Here is a 20,752-nt window from a genome sequence, read left to right as displayed (position 1 = left end):
GCGTCTTGCATCTCGGCCCGGTACGACTAGCATCTGGAACAAATGCGACATGCAAGCGACCAACCCGCGCATCCCCTTCGCCGTGCCACCTGCGGGGCCTGTGCGCGTGCTGAAACCGGGCGGGCCCGGTGATGTCGATGGCGAGTGCGCCCCGCGCGCGGCCGGGCGTTTCCCCCGCCGCCCGTCGTCCCGCGGCGCCGGCGGCGAAGCTGCGGGTGGGGTTCGTGCTGATGCACAATTTCACCCTCACGGCCTTTTCCAGCTTCGTGGACGTGCTGCGCCTCGCCGGCGACAAGGGCGACCGCTCGCGGCCCATTGATTGTTCCTGGCACCTTATGAGCCCGAACCGCCGGCCGGCGCGCTCGTCCTGCGGGATCGAGATCCAGCCCACGGCCGACCTGCTGGATCCGGCGGGCTTCGATTATATCGTCGTGGTCGGCGGCCTGCTGCACGGCATGCCGCCCTTGCCGGCGGCGATCGCCACCTATCTCCAGGCGGCCGCCAAGGCCGGGGTGACGCTGATCGGCGTGTGCACCGGCTCGTTCGTGCTGTGCCGGCTCGGCCTGATGAGCCAGCGCAAATGCTGCGTGAGCTGGTATCATTACCGCGATTTCCTGGAGGAATTTCCGGCGCTTGTGCCGGTGGCGGACCGGCTGTTCGTGATCGACCGCGACCGCATCACCTGCTCCGGCGGGGCGGGGGTGGCGGATCTCGCCGCGAAGCTGGTGGCCGATCACCTCGGCCCAGCGACGGCGCAGAAGGCGCTGAACATCCTGCTGATCGACCGTCCGCGTTCGGCGGAAAGCGCCCAGCCGGCGCCGCGCCTTTCGGAAGGGGCGAGCGATGATGCGCGGGTCTCGCGGGCGCTGCTGCTGATGGAGCAGAATCTTGCCGAGCCGCTGCCGGTCTCGGCGCTGGCCGCGGCGCTGCATGTGAGCGTGCGCCAGTTGGAACGGCTGTTCGCCGAGCGCCTGGGCGAGACGCCGCAGGAAAGCTATCTGGCGCTCCGCCTCAAGCACGGCCGCTGGATGCTGGCCAACACGCCCTTCTCCGCCGGCCAGATCGCGGCGGAGCTGGGCTTTGCCGACGGCTCGCATTTCGGCCGTGCGTTCAAGGCGCGGTTCGGCGCCACGCCGGCGGCGTTCCGCAAGGCAGCGAAGGCGGGGGTCCCCCCTGCACACGGCACGGGTGAGAATGCCGACCGCCGGGTGTTTGAGTGAAATTTAGCCCTCGGCGGTTTCCGCACCCATGGAAATACGCAGCGGCTCATGCCCGGTCAGCGCCAGAAACGCGAGCAGCCGCTCGGGGGTCAGGGACGTGGTCTTCTCATTGGTGAGGGGATGGCAATTGACGAACGGCGCCGCGAGCAGCGCCGCGTCGAGCGCCACCGTCACCTGCCCCTGCGTGTCGTTCAGCGCCGCCAGCAGCGAGACCGCGCCGGGCAACACGCCGAGATGTTCGTAGAGCGCTTCCGCCGAGCCGAAGGAGAGCCCACCGCGCGCGCCGATCTTGCCGCGCAAGCCCTTCAGGTCGACCGGCGTGTTCTCCTCAATGGAGACCAGGAAATAGCTCTTCTTGCCGTCGCGCAGGAACAGGTTCTTGGTGTGGGCGCCGGGAATATCGCCGCGCAGGGCCTGGGATTCCGCCACCGTGTGCACCGGCGGATGGCTGAAGGTAACCGCGTCGATCCGGTTGCGCGCGAGGAAGTCCAGCACGTCGTCAGGGGTCAAGGGCATGGGGTGCTCGCCTGCTGCGGGGCCGGCCCGTTCGGCCGTCAGGGCCGGGTTCATCGTCCATTTTAAGGAAGATGACAAGGCTGTCCGGCACAGTGCTCCCCTGCGCGGGACAAGATGTCGTTCAGTTGCCGCCCCAAATGGTGGAGAGAAATTCTGTAAACACGGCGATGCTGGGCGATTGCACCGGGGTGGCCCAGACCGCGCAGGTGTAGAGCTTCTCCGGTATGTCGTCGAGATCGCGGATGACGATGCCGCGGCGCTGCACGTTGCGCACGCAGCTGGCATAGACGCTGACCCCGGCGCCCGCCGCCACGAGGCCGAAAATGCCTTCCGAGGACGAGGCTTCCTGCACGATGTTCGGACTGAAGCCGGCGCGGTGGCAGAGCGAGAACAGGCTGGCGCGATAGGCCCCCCAATTGTCGCCCGAGCCGAGCACGAACGGTTCGCGCGCCAGATCCGACAGGCGCAGCGCGCGCACGTTGGAGAGCGGATGGGTGATCGGCAGGAGCGCCACATAGCGATTGTCGTCGAAGGTGTAGCTCGCCATGCGCGGCTGATCGAACGGGCCGATCATGAAGCCGATGTCGATGCGATCGGCGAGCAGGGCTTCCTGCTGCTTCATGGTGGCGTAGAAGGAGAGCTCGAGCCGGATCTCGGGCCGGAACCGGCTGAAGGCGCGCAGGAATTCCGGCAACCGGCCGTTGATGGCGAAATCCATGTAGCCGATGCGCAGCACGCCGGTTTCCCCGCTCGCGGTGCGGCGGGCCACCGAAACCGCGCGCTCCAGCCGCTCCAGCGAAAGCCGCACCTCGGCGAGGAAGGCCTTGCCGGCCTCGGTCAATTCCACCGTGCGGGTGGTGCGCCGCAGCAGCGGGACGCCCACGTCCTGCTCCAGTTCGCCGATGAGGCGGCTCATGCCCGGCTGGGTCATGTGAGCCCGCTTCGCGGCGCGGCTGAAATGCAGTTCCTCCGCCAGAAGCAGGAAGCAGCGCAGGTGGCGGAGATCGAAACGCATGGGGAATTCATACCATATGCGGTATTAAACGGGGCAAAATAAGAATTTCTCATTTCCAATCCCCGTGCGCAACCTGTCTTCAGCCGCCGCCGCAGAGGGGCGCACCAGCACAGGGAATTTCGGCATGGCCATCGAGAGCGATCTCGAGGCAGCCCTCGCGGCTGCCTTCACTCAGGCGACCTCCCTCTATCAGGGCCGCGGCTTCCAGCGCCGCGTCGGCTTCGGGCGCCGCCCGGCGCTGATCAATGTGGATCTCGCCAATGCCTGGACCCGCCCAGGCAATCCCTTCACCTGCGAGAAGATCGACGAGGAGATCATCCCCGGCGTCCAGGCCCTGCTCGCGGCCTGCCGGCGCAACGGCCATCCGGTGGTGCATGTCACCACCTGCTACCAGGTCACCGACACCCACAGCGACGCCACCGACATGGGCTTGTGGCACAAGAAGATTCCCATCGAGGTGGTGGACCAGGCCAAGCCCGAATTGTGGGCCATCGACAGCCGCATCGAGCCGGTGGCGGGCGAACAGGTGCTGATCAAGAAGCGCGCCTCCGCCTTTCACGGCACCTATCTCGCGGGCTTCCTGCGGGCGAACAATGTGGACACCATCCTGGTCACCGGCGTCACCGCCTCGGCCTGCGTGCGCACCACGCTGTGCGACGGCCTCGCCGAAGGCTTCCGCACCATCGCGGTGAAGGAATGCATCGGCGACCGCGTGCCCGGCGCGGTGGCGTGGAACCTGTTCGATATCGACGCCAAGTTCGCCGATGTGGAGCCGCTCTCGCGCTGCATCGCCTATCTCGACGACGTCGGCACCCGCGCCGCGGCTTGACCCGTATTCGCACCCCGCTCCCCAATAAAAATCCAGAGGCGGACATGACGAAAACTTTCGAAACCTTGCTCAGCTCGCCCTCGCGCCGCGCCGTCCTCGCCGGGCTCGGTGCCGGCGCAGTCGCCCTTGCCGCCCCGCGCATCTCGCGCGCGGCGGAGGGGACGCTGGTGGTCTCCAATTGGGGCGGCGACTGGAACGAGCGCACCATCAAGTTCGTCGAGGCGCCGCTGGTGGAAAGCCAGGGCATCAAGATCGTCCGCGATCTCGGCATGGAGCCGGAGCGCAAGGCGAAACTGATCGCCGAGAAGCGCCTGAAGCGCGGCAGCATCGACGTCATCCACATCAATGAGGGCGACAGCGTCGAATTGTTCGGCCAGGAGGTGATCTCGAACATCGATTTCACCAAGGTGCCGAATTATGCCGACGTGGTCCCGGCGTTGAAGTCCAAGCCGTTCTTCGTGCCGTGGCTCTATAGTGGCGTGTCGATCATCTACAATAAGGACAAGGTGCCGAACCCGCCGAAATCCTACGAAGAGCTGTGGGACAAGAAATGGGCCGGAAAGCTCGGCCTCACCAACCAGCTTTATTTCAACTACATCATGATGGCGGGCCTGATCAAAGGTGGCAACGTCACCAATACGGAGGACGGCAAGAAGCGGCTGATCGAGTTGAAGGCGCTGACCCAGCCGCGCATCTATGCCGCCCACCAGCAACTCGGCGCCGGTCTCGTGAATGGCGAAGTCGACATCGCGGTGAACTACAAGGCACGCGGCCTGCAATGGGCCAATGATGGCGCCCCGCTCGCGATCCAATATCCGTCCGAAGGCGCGATCGCCGTCATGTTTGGCGCCTCCTTGCCCACGCGCGCGCCGAGCCCGGACCTTTCCGCCATCTATTTCAACGCCATGCTGGATCGCAAAGCCATGGCGGGTCTTGCCGGCGCCAGCTTCTATGCGCCCGCCAACGGCAAGGCGGAGCTTTCGCCCGAGCTGAAGGCGAAGGTGGATTTCACCGCGGCGGAAGCTGCCGCATTGAAATTCCCCGATTATCAGCACGTGGCGAAGAATACGGCGGAATGGCTGGAATGGTGGAACAAGAATATCGCGAGCTGAACGAGGCCGCGATGACTTCCTCCACCGCGACCATGCCCCTTCCCGCGTCCCCTGCGCGGGACGTCAGGCGCCGCTCGCCTGCCTTCGGGCTGGCGGCGCCTGCGACGCTGTTCGTCGTGCTGGCGCTGCTCGGCCCGCTCGCCCTCATGTTCCGCTACAGCCTGAACCGCTTCGTGCCGGGGCAGATGATGGTGGAGGCGCTGACGCTGGCGAACTACCAGAAATTCTTCGCCGACAGCTTCTATCAGGACGTGCTCTTCACCACGCTGTGGGTCTCCGCCGTCTCCACGATCCTGTGCCTGCTGGCCGGCTTTCCCGTCGCCTATTTCCTGGTGCGGCAGGCCAGCGCGAAGTGGAAGGGGCGGCTCTTGCTGCTCATCATCCTGCCCTTGCTCATGGGCAATGCGGTGCGCACGGCGGCGTGGATGGTGATCCTCGGCGACAAGGGGATGTTCAATGCCGCCATCGGCACGCTCGGCCTTGCACCGGTGAAGCTGATGTATACGCCGCTGGCGGTCATCATCGGCCTGGTCTCGGTGATGCTGCCGTTCATGATCGTGACTTTGCAGAGCGTGCTGGAAGGCATCGACGAGAATCTGGAATCCGCCGCCGCGAGTCTCGGCGCCGGGCATCTGACGATCCTCAAGCGGGTGGTGCTGCCGCTCGCCTTGCCGGGGCTGCTGGCGGGCACCATGCTGTGCTTCATCCTCTCCATGAACGCTTATGCGACGCCGGTGCTGATCGGCGGGCCGAGCTTTCACATGATGGCGCCGACCGTCTACCAGCAGGTGGCCAAAGCCATGAACTGGCCGTTCGGCGCGGCGCTGGCATTCGTGCTCATGGCCGTGACGCTGGTGCTGACCACCGCCGCCAACATGCTGGTGCAGCGGCATTATCGCCGCTGGAGCGAGTGAGCGGAGAAAACCGACATGGGACCGATCGCCGTCAACCGCATCTATGCCGCGCTCTCCGCGCTGGTGCTGGCCTTCGTGGTGCTGCCGCTGGTGGCGATCGTGTGGGTGAGCTTCTTCGCCAACAAGATCCTCTCCTTTCCGCCCACCGGCTACACGCTCTCCTGGTATGCCCGCGCCTGGGCGCAGGATGCGTTCCGCGACGGCTTCATCACCAGCGTTCAGACCGCGCTGTGCGCCGTCGTGATCTCGCTCGTCCTCGGCGTGCCGGCGAGCCTCGCCTTGGTGCGCTACCGCTTTCCGGGGCGGGATGCGATCCAGACGCTCTTGCTCGCGCCCATGATCGTGCCGGGCATCGTCGGCGGCGCGGCGCTGTTCATGGCCTTCATCGAGCTGGAAGTCCTGTTCGACGTGGAAGTTGCCGGCACCTTGCCCGGGCTTCTGGTGGCCCACGGGCTGATCGCCTTGCCGTGGACGGTGCGGCTGGTCACGGCCTCGCTCGCCGGTACGAACCGTTCGTTCGAGGAGGCGGCGGCGTCCCTCGGCGCGGGGCCGCTCACCGTGTTCTTCCGCGTGACGCTGCCGCTGATCAAGCCGGCGCTGGTGGCGGCGGCGCTGTTCTCCTTCGTGATTTCCTTCATCGATCTGGAGAAGTCGATCTTTCTCGTCGGGCCGGGCCGCACGACGCTTCAGATCGCGCTGGTCTCCTATCTGGAATGGAATCTCGATTCCACGGTTGCCGCGGTTGCCGCGGTGCAAATCCTCATCATCGGCGCGCTGCTGCTGGTCAGCGACCGCTACGCACGCTTGGCCCGCGCCTTCTGAAGAGCGCCGCGAACGAAACGGGTGAGCCATGTCCGACGTCGTCCTCCACTCCATCGTCAAGCGCTACGAGAGCATGCTCGCCGTGGACAATGTTTCGCTGACCATTCGCCAGGGTGAGCTGGTGGCGCTGCTCGGCCCCTCCGGCTGCGGCAAGACCACGATCCTGCGCATGATCGCGGGCTTCGTGCCGGTGAGCGAAGGGCGCATCACGGTGGGCGGGCGCGATCTCACCCGCCTGCCGCCGGCCAAGCGCAACATGGGGTTCGGGTTCCAGAATTACGCCCTGTTCCCGCACATGACGGTGGCGCAGAACGTCGCCTTCGGGCTGGAGATGCGCAAGCTGCCGAAGGCGGATATCGCCGGCAAGGTGAAGGTGGCGCTGGAGCGGGTGCGCCTCGGCCATCTTTCCGAGCGCCTGCCCAAGCAATTGTCCGGTGGCCAGCAGCAGCGCGTGGCGCTGGCGCGCGCTTTGGTGATCGAGCCGGACGTTCTGCTGCTGGACGAGCCGCTCTCCAATCTCGACGCCCAATTGCGCAACGATATGAAGCTGGAAATCCGCGAGATCCAGCATTCGCTTGGCATCACCACCATCTTCGTCACCCACGACCAGGACGAGGCGCTCTCGGTGGCCGACCGGGTGGTGGTGATGCGCGCCGGCCGCATCGAGCAGCAGGGCACGCCGGACGAGGTGTTCGCCCATCCGCGCTCCCATTTCGTCGCCGAATTCATGGGCGTGACCAATCTGCTCCAGGGCCGGAGCGAAGGTTCGGACCGGTTCCGCCTCGCCACTGGCGAGGTGGTGGCGGTGCCCGCCGCAAGCCCGGCCGCAGGCGATTTCGCCATCGCCGTGCGGCCGGAAAGCGTGAGCCTCAACGCCGGCGATCCGCTCGCCCGCAACGCCTTGTTCGCGCAGGTGGACCTTGCCACCTATCGCGGCCTTGTCATCGACTACCGGCTGAAGACCGCGAGCGGCCTCATTGTGATCGCCCGCCGCCCCTCGCCCGCGGTGGGCGGCCCCGCGCCGCTCGCAGCCGGGGAGCGGGTGCAGATGTCCTGGCGCCCCGAGGCGGGCGTCCTGGTGCCGCTTTAGACCCCACGAACATTCCCGTTTCGTTTCAGCGCATAAGCCCACAAGGAAGCCCATCGTGTCCCAGCTTCACGACTCGCTCGTCGTCATCGACGGGCTCATCATCTCCGATTTCGACCGGCCGGTGTTCGAGGACATGCGCAAAGGCGGGCTGACGGCCGCCAATTGCACCTGTTGCGTGTGGGAAAATTTCACCGAGACCATGCGCAATATCGCGAAATGGAAGCAAAGCTTCCGCGCGAACGCCGACATCATCACCCAGGTCTATACCACGGACGATATCCTGCGCGCCAAGGCCGAGAACAAGACCGGCATCATCCTCGGCTGGCAGAACACCTCCGGCATCGAGGACCATATCGAGTATCTGGAGCTGTTTCAGGAACTCGGCGTGCGCATCATCCAGATGACGTACAACACCCAGAACTGGGTGGGTTCCGGCTGCTATGAGGGCACCGACAGCGGCCTTTCCGATTTCGGCCATGACGTGGTGGCCGAGATGAACCGGCTCGGCATCCTGTGCGATCTCTCCCATGTGGGGCCAAAGACCTCGGAAGACGTGATTCTCGCGTCCAAGCAGCGCGTTGCCTATTCCCATTGCCTGCCGTCGGGCCTGAAGGAACACAAGCGCAACAAGAGCGACGCACAATTGCGCTTCATTGCGGACAAGGGCGGCTTCATCGGCGTCACCATGTTCCCGCCCTTCCTGAAGAAGGGGCCGGAGGCGAGCGTGGGCGATTATGTGGAGGCGATGGAATACATCATCAACATCGCCGGCGAGGATATCGTGGGCGTGGGCACCGATTTCACCCAGGGCTATGGCAAGCCGTTCTTCGACTGGATCACCCACGACAAGGGGTTCGGCCGCAAGCTCACCGACTTCGGCGCCGTGATCAATCCGGAAGGCTTCCGCGAGATCGGCGATTTTCCGAACCTCACCGCCGCCATGGAGCAGCGCGGCTGGAGCACGTCGCGCATCGAGAAGGTGATGGGCCGCAACTGGCTGCAATTGCTGAAGGATGTGTGGGGCAAATGAGCCCCGCGCCGCACCCTCCCGCCGCGAACCGAATGAGACGAGATATGGCCAAGCCGGACATCGAAATCGAGGTGGACCCGGACACCGGGCGCTGGTTCGTGGACCAGATGCCCATGATCCTGGTGCCCCAGCATTTCTACAATAACAACCATTTCGCCATCGAGGCGGCGCTGGGGGAGGAGGCGTTCGACGCCGCCTTGGCGCCGGCCGGGCACACCTCGGCCTATGTGTGGTGCAAAAAGCAGAGCGAGGTCTATGGCCTGGAAGGGGTGGACGTGTTCGCCCATTACATGAAGCGCCTGTCGCAGCGCGGATGGGGACGGTTCTCCATCCTCGCCATCGACCCCGCGGCGGGCACGGCGAGCATCCGGCTCGACCATTCCTCGTTCGTCACGGACGAGACGCGCGGGGCGGGGCGCAAGCTCTGCTACATGTTCGCGCCCTGGCTGGCGGGGGCGCTGGAATTCGTGTGCGCGCAACAGGGCGCGCCCCGCATGCTCGCAGCGCGCGAGGTGCAATGCGTCGCCGAGGGGCACGCATTCTGCCTGTTCGAAGTGACGCCGGCGGCGTGAGAGCGCCCGCGCGGCGCGGGCGTCAAGACGGAGCGGCGTCAGCCCTTCTTCTTCGGCATGGTGACGGGGGTCAGCAGGCCCTTCGTCATCAGGCTGCCGGTCGCGGCCGGGGCGGCGACTTTCACGGCCTTGGGCTTGCGGACTTCCCGGCTGCTGCGTTTCTGGGACTTGGCCATGGGGGTCTCCTGCGTTTTCAAACGCGTGTCGGAGCGAAAAAAGCCCCGCGACCTTGGATAAGGTGCGGGGCCGTAAGGCGCGGAGCGCCTTTTCAGGCATCATGCGGTCGCGGAGGAAACGAAGAGCCGCCAGTACATCCGTGGTCGGCGTCTTCTCATCCGCGAAACGTCGGTCGGCGGGCAGAACCGCGCCGAGCCACGCTGCAATCAGTCCAGAATCGTGAGCTTGTCGGCGGACATCTTGCCGCTCTTGCGGTCGGGGACGAGCTCGAAGCCGACCTTCTGGCCTTCCTGAAGGTCGCCGAGACCCGAGCGCTCGACGGCGCTGATATGCACGAAGGCATCGCTGCCGCCATCGTCGGGCGCGATGAATCCGAAGCCCTTTTGAGCGTTAAACCACTTCACGGTTCCCGTAGACATGGGAATCCCTCTTCATAAACATAGTGTTGCTGGCCCGCGCCAAAGGTCGCGTGCTGTCGAAATCGCATTTTCAGGCAAGAAGAGTTTTAGTTCGGCGCGGAATTTAATCGGCGCAAAGCCAAGTCATCTGGCTGTCTATCGACCAGCTGAATATAGACCCTCGGCGGGAAAACACAAGGGCGATGAAAAAATCAATGCGTCGCTCGCCCGCCGAGCTCTGGCAGGAGACCCGGCGAGTACGGCGCCGGTCGAGATTGGCGCGAAAGTGGGTTATCAGGATGCGACGCGCATGGAACTGCGCGGCTGAGGACCGTGTGATGACCGCTTATTCCGATCTCTCCGCCCATTTCGACCGAATCAGCGCTTTGTCCAACGCCGTCGGCATCCTGCAATGGGATACCTCGGCCATGATGCCGAAGGGCGCCTCCGCCACGAGGTCCGAGAGCATGGCGCTGCTCCAGGTGCTGCGCCACGGCATGGTGACCGACGCGCGCATCGGCGACTGGCTGGACGGTGCCGAAGCCGACAACGCGCTCGGCGCCTGGGAGCGGGCCAATCTGCGCGAGATCCGCCGCATCTGGACCGTGGAAACCGCGCTGCCGCCGGATCTAGTGGAAGCTTCCAGCAAGGCGGTCTCGGCCTGCGAGATGGCGTGGCGCCAGGCCCGCGCCGATGCCGATTTCAAGGCGCTTCTGCCTTACCTCGCAGAGGTGCTGAAGCTCCAGCGCGAGGTCGGCCGCGCCAAGGGCGAAAGGCTCGGCCTGTCCGCCTATGACGCGCTCTTGAACGATTACGAGCCCGGTGGGCATTCCAGCCGCATCGACGCGCTGTTCGACGATCTCGCCGATTTCCTGCCCGCCTTCACCGACGATGTTCTGGCGATCCAGGCGCGCCGCCCCGCCGACCGGGCGCTGGAAGGCCCGTTCCCGGTGGAGGCGCAGCGGGCGCTGGGCCTCAAGATGATGGCGGTCGTGGGGTTTGATTTCGAACGCGGGCGGCTTGATGTCTCCACCCATCCCTTTTGCGGCGGCGCCGACAATGATGTGCGCATCACCACCCGCTACAACGAGGCCGATTTCGCCAGCGCCCTCATGGGCGTAATGCACGAGACCGGCCATGCGCTCTATGAGCAGGGCCGCCCGCAGGCCTATCTCAGCCAGCCGGTGTCCATGGCGCGCGGCATGAGCGTGCACGAGAGCCAGTCTTTGCTGATGGAGATGCAGGCCTGCCGCTCGCGCGAGTTCATCGGCTATGCCGCGCCCATCCTGCGCGCGGCCTTCGGCGGCAGCGGGCCGGCCTGGGAGGCGGATGCCCTGTGGCGGCGCTATACCCGCGTGGAGCGCGGCTTCATCCGCGTCGATGCGGACGAGGTGACCTATCCCGCCCATGTCATCCTGCGCTATCGCCTGGAAAAGGCGCTGATCGCCGACACCATGCCCTTGTCCGAGCTGCCCGCCGCCTGGAATGCGGGCATGCAGGAGCTGCTTGGCGTGACCCCGCCGGACGATCGCCTGGGTTGCCTGCAGGATATCCATTGGCCGAGCGGCGGCTGGGGCTATTTCCCCACCTATACGCTGGGCGCCATGACGGCGGCGCAGGTGTTCGACGCCGCCTGCAAGGCCGATGGGGACATCCTGCCCGGCATCGCCACCGGCGATTTCGCGCCGCTGGTGGCATGGCTGCGGGCCAACATCCACAGCCAGGGCTCGCTTTATGAGACCGACGAATTGCTGACCCGTGCCACCGGCCGGCCGCTGGATGCCGCGGTCTTCAAGTCCCACCTCATCCGCCGCTACGCCAGCGAGGGGTAGAGCCTTGCGGCGCCTGGGCGAAAGCGCGAGCGCCATCGCCATTCCTGGTCCGGCGCGATTCCATCACAGCGCCGTCATGCACGGGCTTGTCCCGTGCATCCACGCGGCACCGCTGGCTCCGGCTTTTCAAGGTCCGCGCGGTCGGCCCGGCGTGGATGGCCGGGACGAGCCCGGCCATGAAAGAAAAAGCACGCGTGAGGCACCGGTCAGGCCGGGCGCAGAACGGGCAGGATCAGCCTGCGGCGCCGCCGCCTTGGAAGATATCGGCATGGATCCGGCGCAGCTCGGTCTTCTGCACCTTGCCCATGGCGTTGCGGGGCAAGGTGTCCTGCACGATCACGTGCTTGGGCAGTTTATAGCGCGCAAGCTCGGCGGACAGGCCCGAAAGCAGCACCGCCGGGTCGGGCGCCGGGCGGCCGGGCGTGCGCTCCACGATGGCGATCACGCCCTCGCCGAAATCGGGATGAGGCACGCCGATCACCGCGCAATCCTCCACCCCGTCGAGCCGGGCGAGGGCGGCTTCCACCTCGCGCGGATAGACATTGTAGCCGCCGGAGATGATGAGATCCTTCGCCCGTCCGACGATGGTGATGCGGCCGTCTTCGTCCATGCGGGCGAGATCGCCGGTGCGGAAGAAGCCGTCCGGGGTGAAGGCCTCCTCGCTTTGTTCCGGCATGCGCCAATAGCCGGCGAACACATTGGGTCCGCGCAGCACCACTTCGCCCACGTCGCCGCGCGGCATCTCTTGGCCTAATTCGCCGAAGATGCGCACGTCCACGCCCGGAACGGCAAAGCCGACCGTGCCCTGGATGCGCGCGCCGACCAGCGGGTTGGAGGCGATGATCGCGGTCTCGGTGGTGCCGTAGCGCTCCAGGATCGCATGGCCGGTGCGGTCGCGGAACGCATCGAATGTGGCGCCGGAGAGCGGGGCCGAGCCGCTGGTGAACAGGCGCATGTGCCCGCACAGATCGCGTGTCAGCCGAGGATCGCCCAGCAGGCGCGTGTAGAGCGTCGGCACGCCCATGAAGAGGGTGGAACGCGGCAAAAGCTCGATCACCGGGTCCACCGCGAATTTCGGCAGGAACCACATGGGCGCGCCGGCGGAGAGCGCGCAATTGATGGCGATGAACAGGCCGTGGGCATGGAACACCGGCAGCGCATGCAGCAGCACGTCGTCGCCCGTGATGCCCCATAAGCCATTCAGTGCTTCGGCGGCATGGATGAGATTGCCATGGGTAATCATGGCGCCCTTGGCGCGGCCCGTGGTGCCGGAGGTGTAGAGGATGGCGGCGAGATCCTCGCGTCCGCACGGCACGCTTTCCACCAGGGGAAATTGCGCTTCCGCCGCGTCGCTCAGGCTGCCGCCGCCTGCCGCATCGAGCGTGAAGCGGGCACATTCCACCGGCAGGTGGGGCGCGAGCGCCGCCATGGCCTGGGGCTGGCCAACGAACGCCGCCGGTTCGGCATCGCCGAGGAAGGCCGCCATCTCGTGCGGCGTATAGGCGGTGTTAAGCGGCAGATAGATCGCCCCCGCCTTCAGGCACGCGAGATAGAGCGCCACCGCCGGCGCGCTTTTTTCCACCTGCGCGGCCACCCGGTCGCCGGGGGAAACGCCGGCCGCGCGCAGCACCGCCGCAATGCGCCCGGCTAAATCCGCGAGGCGCGCGCGGCTCCAGACATCGCCTGCGCGGATGGTCAGCGCGGTCGCCGTGCCGGGGAGCGCGGGGGGAAAGAGGAAATCATGGAGATTCATGGACATTCCGGCGCTCACGGCACGAGCACGATGGAGCCGGTGGTGCGTCGCGCCTCCAGTTCGCGATGCACGTGCGCAGCCTCCGCCAGCGGCGCGCTCAACCCGATCTCCACCTTGATCGCACCCGACAGCAAGGCCCCGAACACGCCCTGCGCCAAGGCAAGGATGCTTTCGCGATCCTTCACGAAGGTGGCGAGCGTCGGCTTGGCGAGAAACAGCGAGCCCTTCTGCGCGAGCACGCTGATATCGAGCGGCGGCACGGGGCCGCTCGCCTGGCCGAAATTCACCATCATGCCGAGCGGCCGCAGCGTATCGAGCGAGCGGTCGAACGTATCGCGGCCGATGGAATCGAATACCGCATCCACCCCCGCGCCATGGGTGAAGGCGCGCGCTTCGGCGACGAAATCCTGTTCGCCGGTCACCACCACATGGGCGCAGCCGGAGGCGCGAGCGATCTCGGCCTTTGCGGCGGACCCGACGGTGCCGATGACCTTCGCGCCGAGATGGGCCGCCCATTGGCACAGGATGCGCCCCACCCCGCCGGCGGCCGCATGCACCAGGATCGTGTCGCCGGCCTTCACGGGATAGATGCGGTGGATGAGATAGAAAGCGGTCGCGCCCTTCAGCAGGGCCGCCGCGGCGGTTTTGTCGTCGATCCCGTCGGGGATCTTCAGGGCTCGCCAGGCGGGCAGGATGCGCCGCTCCGCATAGGCGCCGAGCACGTTCCAATAGGCGATGCGGTCGCCGACCTTCAGCGCGGTGACGTCCGGCCCCACCTCTTCGACGATGCCCGCCGCCTCCACGCCCAGGATGGCGGGCCGGGGAATGGCATATTGGCCGGAGGTGACGGAGCGGTGGTAGGTGTCCACCAGATTGACGCCGATGGCGGTGTGTTTCAGCAGCACCTCCCCGGCGCCGGGCGCGGCAATCTCCACATCTTCCAGCCTCAGCACGTCGGGGCCGCCGGCCTCATGGACGCGGATCGCCTTGTTCATCTCGCCTTGCTCCGGTTCGCAATGGAAACGCCGCATCCGCACGGGATGCGGCGGGTCCGGTCAGCTCTTCTGCGGCCCCGTCATGCGGCCCGAAAGCAGGGTGAACACATAAGAGAAGTCGCGATCCCCATGGCCGGCGGCGACCAGGGTCTGATAGAGCGCGGCGGCGGCGCCCGCCAAAGGCGTCGCGGCGCCCCCCGCGCCTGCTTCCTGCTGCGACAGCCGCATGTCCTTCAGCATCATGGCCACCGTGAAGCCGGGGTCATAATCGCGATTGGCCGGCGAGGTCGGGACCGGGCCGGGCACCGGGCAATAGGATTGCAGCGCCCAGCAATTGCCCGAGGACTTGGTCATCACGTCATAGACGGTCTGATTATCGAGCCCGAGCTTTTCCGCCAGCGTGAAGACCTCGCTGATGGCCACCATGCTCATGCCGGCCATCATGTTGTTGCAGATCTTCAGCGCCTGGCCGAGGCCGCTATCGCCCACATGGAAGAAATTGGCGCCCATGCCTTCCAGGATCGGCAGGGCGCGCGCATAGGCCGCCTTGGTGCCGCCCACCATGAAGGTGAGCCGGCCGGCCTCCGCCGCCGGCACCGCGCCGGAGACCGGAGCGTCCACCATCTCGAAGCCTGCGGCGGCCGCCGCCGCGCCGACCGCCCGCGCGCTGTCCACGTCGATGGTGGAGCTGTCGATCAGGATCGCCCCCTTGGGGGCGGTGGCGAGGATGCCGCCCGGCCCCTCGTAGACCGTGCGCACATGCTTGCCCGTGGGCACCATGGTGACGATCGCATCGGCGCCGGCGACCGCTTCCGCGATGCTGCTGGCGGCCCGCCCGCCCGCCGCCACCAGGGCGTCGCGGGCGGCTTGCGAGAGATCGAAGCCGGTGACCGCATGGCCGGCCTTGATGAGGTTGGCGCTCATGGGCCGGCCCATATTGCCGAGCCCGATGAAGGTGACGTTTGGCATTTCAACTCCCTCTATGGCCGTTCCGGCTCACTTCTTGACCAGCGGGCACTTGCTCTCCGACAGCGGCATGGTGGCCTCGGCGGCGGGAATGGTGCGCAGGATCTTGTAATAATCCCAGGGATATTTGGACTCGCTCGGATCCTTCACCTGGATCAGATACATGTCGTGCTCCATGCGGCCGTCGGCGCGGACCTTGCCGTTGGTGACGAAGAAATCGTTCACCGGCATCTCGCGCATCTTCTCGGCGACCACCTTGCCGTCATCGGAATTGGCCGCCTGCATGGCCTTGAGATAATGCAGGACGGACGAATAGACGCCGGCCTGGATCATGTCCGGCATGCGGCCGGTCTTCTTCATATAGCGCGCGCCGAAGGCGCGGCTGGCGTCGTTGCGGTCCCAATAATAGGCGGTGGTGGCGATCAGCCCCTTGGCGGCCTTGAGGCCGAGGGCGTTCACGTCGCTGATCATGATGGCGAGGCCCACCAGGCGCTGGCCGCCGTCGGTGATGCCGAATTCCGCCGCTTGCTTGATGGAATTGATGGTGTCCATGCCGCCGTTTGCGAGGCCGATGATCTGCGCCTTGGAACCCTGCGCCTGGAGCAGGAAGGAGGAGAAATCCGCCGCCCCGGTGGGATAGCGCACCTGGCCCACCACCGTGCCGCCGCCGGCGGCGACGGTCTTTGAAATGTCGGCCGACATCTGGTGGCCGAACGCATAATCCACCACAACGAGATACCAGCTCTTGCCGCCATCCTGGAGCACCGCGCGCGCCGTGCCCACGGCCTGGGAATAGGTGTCCCACGGCCAGTGGAAGCCGGTGGGGGAGCAATCCTCATTGGTGAGGCGCGTGGTGGCGGGGCCGGAGGCGAGCGTGATCCTGCCGCGCTCCTTGGCCATGCCCTGCACCGCCAGCGCGACCGCCGAATTGGTCAGATCGGCGATGGCGAGGACATTCTCCTCGTCGAACCATTTGCGGGCCGTGGCGGCCCCGACGTCGGTCTTGTTCTGATGGTCGGCGGAGAGAATTTCGATCGGCCGTCCGAGGACCTTGCCGCCGAAATCCTCGACCGCCATCTTCGCGGCCTCAACAGAGCCGACGCCGCCGAACTCGCTGTAGAGACCCGACTGGTCGTTCAGCACGCCGATGCGGACCGGGCCGTCGGCGGCCTGGGCCGCGGTGAGGGCAAGCAGCGACGTCGCTGCGAGCCCGGCGATCAATCCAAGGCGCATGGTTCATCCTCCCAGTTTTTCGAGCGTGACGAGGGTCCGCCCGTTTCGTTTCCACCCTTTGCCGGCCGGTCTCTTGCGGACCGCGCGGCGTGTTCCGTTGTCGTAGCGCCCCGGTCAGTCCGAGGTCGCGGGCGCCACATCCGCGAAGTGGGGCGGGCGCTTTTCCGCCCAGGCGCGCAGGCCCTCCCGCGCTTCGGCCGAGGACAGGCTCGCCTCGAAGCGGGCCTGGATCTGGGCCGGATCGGCCTTGCCCTGCGCCAGTGCGTCGAGCGAGGCCTTCAGGCCCCGCAGCGCGCCGGGCGCACGGTCCGCGCAGGCGGTGGCGAGCGCATCCGCCCGCGCCATCAGGGCGTCTGGCGTCACCAGCTCCTGCACGAAGCCGATGCGCAACATCGCCTGCGCGTCGATGGGTTCGCCGGTGAGGATCAGCAGCTTGGCCGCGGCTGGGCCGAGCCGCTCCACATAGCGGCGCAGGCCGCCGTAATAATATTCGATGCCCAGCCGCGCGGGCGGCATCATCATGCGCGCGCCCTCCACCGCGATGCGGATGTCGCATGCCAGGGCAAAATCCGTGGCGCCGCCATAGATGCCTCCGTTCACCGCGCAGATGGTCGGGATCCGCACCGCCTCCACCCGGTCGCACAGCTCGCCGAAGGCGTCGGGCCGGGAGGCACCGCCGGCCTCGAAGCCGCCGATGTCGAAGCCGGCGCTGAAGCTCGGCCCGCCGGCAGTGAACAGCAGCACCCGAACCCGCGGGTCCTGCTCCACCGCATCCAGCAGCGCGGCCAGATGGGCAAGATCCTCGCTTTGGAAGCGATTGTGCTGGCGCGGACGATTGAGGTGGATGCACGCTTTCGCCCCCGAAATGGAGAGGCGCGGCGGGCTGCCGTCGTCACTGTGGCCGGGAAGAGGGGAGGCGGGTCGTTGCCCGTTGGTGTCGGTCATTGCCTCATTTTTGATTTCAAAAAAAATATCAGTCAATCTAAAAAAAATATGTAGGTTGCTCTCTGGAATATCCGCCTTGCATCGAAGCGGGGCGGGCGAGACAACACGCAAGGACGACGCGACGTGAGGGGCGAACCCGCAGTGCAGAAGATCAACCGGACCGGCGAGATCGCGAAATGGATTCGGGGCGAGATCGAGTCCGGTGCCCTGCCTCCCGGCGCGCGGCTGGAGGAGCGGCCCCTCTCGGAGCGGTTCGGCGTGTCGAAGACCCCGGTGCGTGAGGCGCTGATCCAGCTCGCCTCCCTCGGCCTGGTCGATCTGCGCCAGCGGCGCGGCGCTACCGTCACCGTGCTGAGCGTCGAGCAGGTGGTCTCCATGTTCGAGGTCATGACCGAGATGGAGGGCATGGCCGCCAAGCTGGCGGCGAGCCGGATGCCGCCCGAGGATCGCAGGGTGCTCGCCGAAATTCATGCGGAAAGCGCCGAATTCGTAGCGAACGGAGATTCATCCGCATACGATCTGGCGAATACCCGGTTACATGAACGAATTTACCGCGGAACATGCAACGAATACCTTGAGTTCAACATCAAGGATATGCGTGCGCGGCTGCGCGTATACCGCCGCTATCCATTCCAGAAACCGGGCCGCATCGAACAATCCCATGCCGATCACGCGCAGATCGTGGACGCCATCCTGCGCGGCGACGGCGCCACCGCCAATCGCGTGATGCATGAGCATATTACCACCGGCGGGCGTGTGTTCGCCGATCTCGTCGCTCAGATGCCCCGCGCGTGGGAACCGGGTTGAGCGCCAAGGCTTTGTAAAACCGTGGAAATCCGGCGTCACGTCGGAGCGGGGCGCAAGCTTCGCAATTCAAGGGAGGACCATATGAATACGGGCGAAAAGACCCTCACCGGCGCGCAGCTTCAGCGCCACCCCATGCTGATCGGCGGCGATTGGGTCTGGGCAAAATCGGGCCAGACCCTCACCGTTGAGAACCCCGCCCGGCGCGAAATCTTCGCCGAAGTGCCCCGGGGCGGCGCCGCCGACGTCGATCTCGCGGTCGCCAAGGCATTGGAATCATTCGCATCCTGGCGCAAGGTCCCGCCGCGTGAGCGGGGCCGGATGCTGATCAAGATCGCCGACGGCATCGATGCCAGGCACGAGGAAATCGCCATCGCCATCGCCACCGAGACCGGCAACGCCTTGCGCACCCAGGCTCGGCCGGAGACCAAGGCGGCGGCCGAGATGTTCCGCTATTTCGGCGGACTTTCGGGCGAGCTGAAGGGCGAGACCTTGCCCTTCTCCGACGATTTGCTCAGCTACACACAGCACGAGCCGCTCGGCGTCGTTGCCGCCGTAATCCCTTGGAATGCCCCGTTTTTGCTGGCCGCGGTGAAGATTGCCCCGGCGCTTTGCGCGGGCAATACCATGGTCATGAAGACCGCCGAGGACGCCCCGCTGGCGGTGCTGATGCTGGCCGAAATCTGCGCCGAGCATCTGCCGCCCGGCGTGGTCAACATGCTCACCGGCACGGGTGCCGAATGCGGCGCGCCGCTGATCAACCATCCCCTCGTGGCGAAGCTCTCCTTCACCGGCTCCACCGCCGTCGGCAAGCTGGTGATGGAGGCCGCCGCGAAGCGGATTCTTCCGGTTTCCCTGGAGCTTGGGGGGAAGAGCCCGTCCATCGTCTTCCCCGATGCGGACGAGGATTGGGTGGTGGACGGCATCATCGCCGCCATGCGCTTCACCCGGCAGAGCCAGTCCTGCACCGCCGGTTCGCGGCTGTTCCTGCATCGCTCCATCTATGACGGTTTTCTCGAACGCCTGGCCGACAAGGCTTCGAAGCTGCGCCTCGGCGACCCTCTGGCGGAGGAGACCGACATCGGCGCCATCATCAATGAAAAGCAGTTCACCAAGGTGCGCGGCTATGTGGAGGAAGGCTTGCGCCAGAAGGGCTCGCGCCTTGTCATGGGCGGGCTGCCGGATACCGAGGGGCCGCTGAGCGAAGGCTATTACATGCGCCCCACTGCCTTCGCCCAGGCGGAAAACGACTGGCGGCTGGCGCGTGAGGAAATCTTCGGGCCGGTGCTTGTCGCCATCCCGTGGGAGGACGAGGCCGAGGTCGTCAAGATGGCCAACGACAGCCATTACGGCCTTGCCGCCTATATCTGGACCCACGACATAGGCAAGGCGCTGCGCACCGCCCGCGATGTGGAAGCCGGATGGGTGCAGATCAACCAGGGCGCCGGGCAATTGCCGGGGCATTCCTATGGCGGATACAAGCAAAGCGGGCTTGGCCGGGAATTTTCTCTCTCCGCCATGCTGGACAGCTTTACTCAGAGCAAGAACATCACGGTGAACCTGACCCGCTGAACTTAAGCGGGGCGGGCGGTTTCGCTGACCTGCGCCTTCAGTTCCTTGATGAAGGCGTCCACCAGCGGCTGCTCGCCCTTCAGCCGTCGTGTCGCGACGAAATGCGCGGATTCAAAGCCGTAGCTCTCTGGCTTCAAGGCCCGCATCTCGCCGCGCCGCGCCCAGTCGTCGCCGATGTGGCGCGGCAGGTAGCCGATGAAATGGCCCGAGAGGATCATCATCACCTGCGCCTCCATATGCATGATGGAGGCGCTCGCGCGCGGGTGGTTGACCCGGTAGAGGTCGTCGAGGTGGCGATAGCGCCGCACGGAGAACAGCGCCGCCTCGATTTGCGCGTGCTGCACCTGTCGTTGCGGCACATCGAACAGTGCGTGTCCCTTGCCGCAATAGAGCGCATGGGGTTCGCGATGCAGGGGAATATAGGTGACGCCCGGCGCCTTCTGCGAGAACGGCCCAACCACGATATCGCGGGCGCCGTCCATCAATTCCTGTTCCAGCACCAGCGGCGTGCCCAGTTCGAGGTCCACGAAGACTTCGGAGGCATAGTCCATATAGCGCGCAAGGGCGGTCTGAAGGCCGAGCTTGGGATTGGTCACCACCCCGTCCACGATGCCGAGCCGCAGCCGCCCGACGAGGGTGCGCTGGTCGCGGCCGATGCGGCCGTGGAATGCGTCGATATCGGCGAATAATTGCTTGGCGGCGGCGAAGGTGGATTCGCCGAACGGGGTGAGGCGGAAGCCGGCGCGCCCGCGTTCGCACAATTGCCCGCCAAGCTTGCGCTCCAGCGCCGCCAGATGGGTGGAAAGGGTGGATTGGGAGAGGTTGAGGGTGATTTGCGCGTCGGCAAAGCCGCCCGCCTCGGTCAAGGCCACGAACACCCGCAGCAGGCGCAGGTCGATATTATCCAGGCGCCGCATGGCTTTCCCTCCGCCTTTCACCTCACATCTAGAATTCTCG

The 20,752-nt window shown here is 66.0% G+C and carries 22 protein-coding genes; 12 read left to right on the top strand and 10 right to left on the bottom strand.

The window, feature by feature from the left end; all coding sequences use genetic code 11:
* Nucleotides 1–137: 137 nt before the first annotated feature.
* Nucleotides 138–1,220, top strand: a complete 1,083-nt coding sequence (locus V5G24_RS20960) for a GlxA family transcriptional regulator (RefSeq protein ID WP_394083632.1) — start codon at nucleotides 138–140, stop codon at nucleotides 1,218–1,220.
* A gap of 3 nt (nucleotides 1,221–1,223) precedes the next feature.
* Here V5G24_RS20960 and V5G24_RS20955 read toward each other — a convergent pair whose 3' ends face one another.
* The gene (locus V5G24_RS20955; protein WP_394083634.1) at nucleotides 1,224–1,736 is read right to left on the bottom strand and encodes a prolyl-tRNA synthetase associated domain-containing protein; all 513 of its coding nucleotides are present in this window, start codon (nucleotides 1,734–1,736) and stop codon (nucleotides 1,224–1,226) included.
* A gap of 121 nt (nucleotides 1,737–1,857) precedes the next feature.
* Complete coding sequence (locus tag V5G24_RS20950) at nucleotides 1,858–2,751, bottom strand: LysR family transcriptional regulator (RefSeq protein WP_394083636.1); 894 nt, start codon at nucleotides 2,749–2,751, stop codon at nucleotides 1,858–1,860.
* A gap of 124 nt (nucleotides 2,752–2,875) precedes the next feature.
* On the opposite strand from V5G24_RS20950, the gene V5G24_RS20945 reads away from it, so the two are divergent.
* Genes V5G24_RS20945 through V5G24_RS20915 form a run of 7 tightly spaced genes read left to right on the top strand, consistent with a single transcriptional unit; the run spans nucleotide 2,876 to nucleotide 9,120 of the window.
* Nucleotides 2,876–3,580 (top strand): isochorismatase family protein, encoded by a 705-nt coding sequence (locus V5G24_RS20945; protein ID WP_394083637.1) that lies wholly within the window; start codon nucleotides 2,876–2,878, stop codon nucleotides 3,578–3,580.
* Between the two features lie 44 nt (nucleotides 3,581–3,624).
* A complete protein-coding gene (locus tag V5G24_RS20940; protein WP_394083639.1) occupies nucleotides 3,625–4,692 on the top strand; it encodes an ABC transporter substrate-binding protein in 1,068 nt (355 codons plus the stop codon).
* Complete coding sequence (locus V5G24_RS20935; protein WP_394083641.1) at nucleotides 4,665–5,606, top strand: ABC transporter permease; 942 nt, start codon at nucleotides 4,665–4,667, stop codon at nucleotides 5,604–5,606. The genes V5G24_RS20940 and V5G24_RS20935 overlap by 28 nt, the downstream gene beginning before the upstream one ends.
* Nucleotides 5,607–5,621: 15 nt before the next feature.
* Nucleotides 5,622–6,428 (top strand): ABC transporter permease, encoded by an 807-nt coding sequence (locus V5G24_RS20930; protein WP_394083643.1) that lies wholly within the window; start codon nucleotides 5,622–5,624, stop codon nucleotides 6,426–6,428.
* Between the two features lie 28 nt (nucleotides 6,429–6,456).
* Nucleotides 6,457–7,518, top strand: coding sequence for an ABC transporter ATP-binding protein (locus V5G24_RS20925; RefSeq protein ID WP_394083645.1), 1,062 nt, complete (start codon nucleotides 6,457–6,459; stop codon nucleotides 7,516–7,518).
* 55 nt (nucleotides 7,519–7,573) lie between these two features.
* Entirely contained in the window at nucleotides 7,574–8,548 is a 975-nt protein-coding gene (locus tag V5G24_RS20920) for a dipeptidase (protein WP_394083647.1), read from the top strand.
* Between the two features lie 44 nt (nucleotides 8,549–8,592).
* Nucleotides 8,593–9,120 (top strand): DUF5943 domain-containing protein, encoded by a 528-nt coding sequence (locus tag V5G24_RS20915; protein ID WP_394083649.1) that lies wholly within the window; start codon nucleotides 8,593–8,595, stop codon nucleotides 9,118–9,120.
* A 38-nt stretch (nucleotides 9,121–9,158) separates the two neighbouring features.
* On the opposite strand, the gene V5G24_RS20910 is transcribed toward V5G24_RS20915, so the two are convergent.
* Both V5G24_RS20910 and V5G24_RS20905 read right to left on the bottom strand, forming a co-directional pair.
* A complete protein-coding gene (locus tag V5G24_RS20910; RefSeq protein ID WP_348847588.1) occupies nucleotides 9,159–9,296 on the bottom strand; it encodes a hypothetical protein in 138 nt (45 codons plus the stop codon).
* Nucleotides 9,297–9,503: 207 nt separating this feature from the next.
* A complete protein-coding gene (locus V5G24_RS20905; protein WP_348847587.1) occupies nucleotides 9,504–9,716 on the bottom strand; it encodes a cold-shock protein in 213 nt (70 codons plus the stop codon).
* Between V5G24_RS20905 and V5G24_RS20900 the strand changes: the two genes are divergently transcribed.
* Both V5G24_RS20900 and V5G24_RS20895 read left to right on the top strand, forming a co-directional pair.
* Nucleotides 9,715–10,023 carry a hypothetical protein gene (locus V5G24_RS20900; RefSeq protein ID WP_394083651.1) on the top strand — a complete coding sequence of 103 codons (309 nt, stop codon included), beginning with the start codon at nucleotides 9,715–9,717 and terminating at the stop codon, nucleotides 10,021–10,023. The two genes, V5G24_RS20905 and V5G24_RS20900, sit on opposite strands and share 2 nt — an antisense overlap.
* A gap of 10 nt (nucleotides 10,024–10,033) precedes the next feature.
* Entirely contained in the window at nucleotides 10,034–11,527 is a 1,494-nt protein-coding gene (locus V5G24_RS20895) for a carboxypeptidase M32 (protein ID WP_394083653.1), read from the top strand.
* Between the two features lie 232 nt (nucleotides 11,528–11,759).
* On the opposite strand, the gene V5G24_RS20890 is transcribed toward V5G24_RS20895, so the two are convergent.
* The 5 genes from V5G24_RS20890 to V5G24_RS20870 all read right to left on the bottom strand — a co-directional run bounded on the left by V5G24_RS20890 (nucleotide 11,760) and on the right by V5G24_RS20870 (nucleotide 17,419).
* Entirely contained in the window at nucleotides 11,760–13,286 is a 1,527-nt protein-coding gene (locus V5G24_RS20890) for an AMP-binding protein (protein WP_394083655.1), read from the bottom strand.
* An 8-nt stretch (nucleotides 13,287–13,294) separates the two neighbouring features.
* Complete coding sequence (locus V5G24_RS20885; protein WP_394083657.1) at nucleotides 13,295–14,275, bottom strand: quinone oxidoreductase family protein; 981 nt, start codon at nucleotides 14,273–14,275, stop codon at nucleotides 13,295–13,297.
* A 60-nt stretch (nucleotides 14,276–14,335) separates the two neighbouring features.
* Entirely contained in the window at nucleotides 14,336–15,244 is a 909-nt protein-coding gene (gene mmsB, locus V5G24_RS20880) for a 3-hydroxyisobutyrate dehydrogenase (protein ID WP_394083659.1), read from the bottom strand.
* A 27-nt stretch (nucleotides 15,245–15,271) separates the two neighbouring features.
* Nucleotides 15,272–16,474: an ABC transporter substrate-binding protein gene (locus V5G24_RS20875; RefSeq protein ID WP_394083661.1), complete on the bottom strand. Its 1,203-nt coding sequence runs from the start codon at nucleotides 16,472–16,474 to the stop codon at nucleotides 15,272–15,274.
* 114 nt (nucleotides 16,475–16,588) lie between these two features.
* Nucleotides 16,589–17,419, bottom strand: coding sequence for an enoyl-CoA hydratase/isomerase family protein (locus V5G24_RS20870; protein WP_394083663.1), 831 nt, complete (start codon nucleotides 17,417–17,419; stop codon nucleotides 16,589–16,591).
* Between the two features lie 141 nt (nucleotides 17,420–17,560).
* On the opposite strand from V5G24_RS20870, the gene V5G24_RS20865 reads away from it, so the two are divergent.
* Both V5G24_RS20865 and V5G24_RS20860 read left to right on the top strand, forming a co-directional pair.
* A complete protein-coding gene (locus V5G24_RS20865) occupies nucleotides 17,561–18,226 on the top strand; it encodes a GntR family transcriptional regulator (RefSeq protein WP_394083665.1) in 666 nt (221 codons plus the stop codon).
* Between the two features lie 81 nt (nucleotides 18,227–18,307).
* Nucleotides 18,308–19,795 carry an aldehyde dehydrogenase family protein gene (locus V5G24_RS20860; RefSeq protein ID WP_394083667.1) on the top strand — a complete coding sequence of 496 codons (1,488 nt, stop codon included), beginning with the start codon at nucleotides 18,308–18,310 and terminating at the stop codon, nucleotides 19,793–19,795.
* A 2-nt stretch (nucleotides 19,796–19,797) separates the two neighbouring features.
* Here the strand turns inward: V5G24_RS20860 and V5G24_RS20855 are convergent, their stop codons facing one another.
* Nucleotides 19,798–20,712 (bottom strand): LysR family transcriptional regulator, encoded by a 915-nt coding sequence (locus V5G24_RS20855; protein WP_394083669.1) that lies wholly within the window; start codon nucleotides 20,710–20,712, stop codon nucleotides 19,798–19,800.
* Between the last annotated feature and the right edge of the window lie 40 nt (nucleotides 20,713–20,752).

Origin of the sequence: Roseixanthobacter finlandensis (assembly GCF_043195105.2) — a bacterium.
Taxonomy (GTDB): Bacteria; Pseudomonadota; Alphaproteobacteria; order Rhizobiales; family Xanthobacteraceae; genus NCEH01.
Note: the sequence above shows the minus strand (reverse complement) of the source record. Positions and strands in the feature narration are given on the sequence as shown.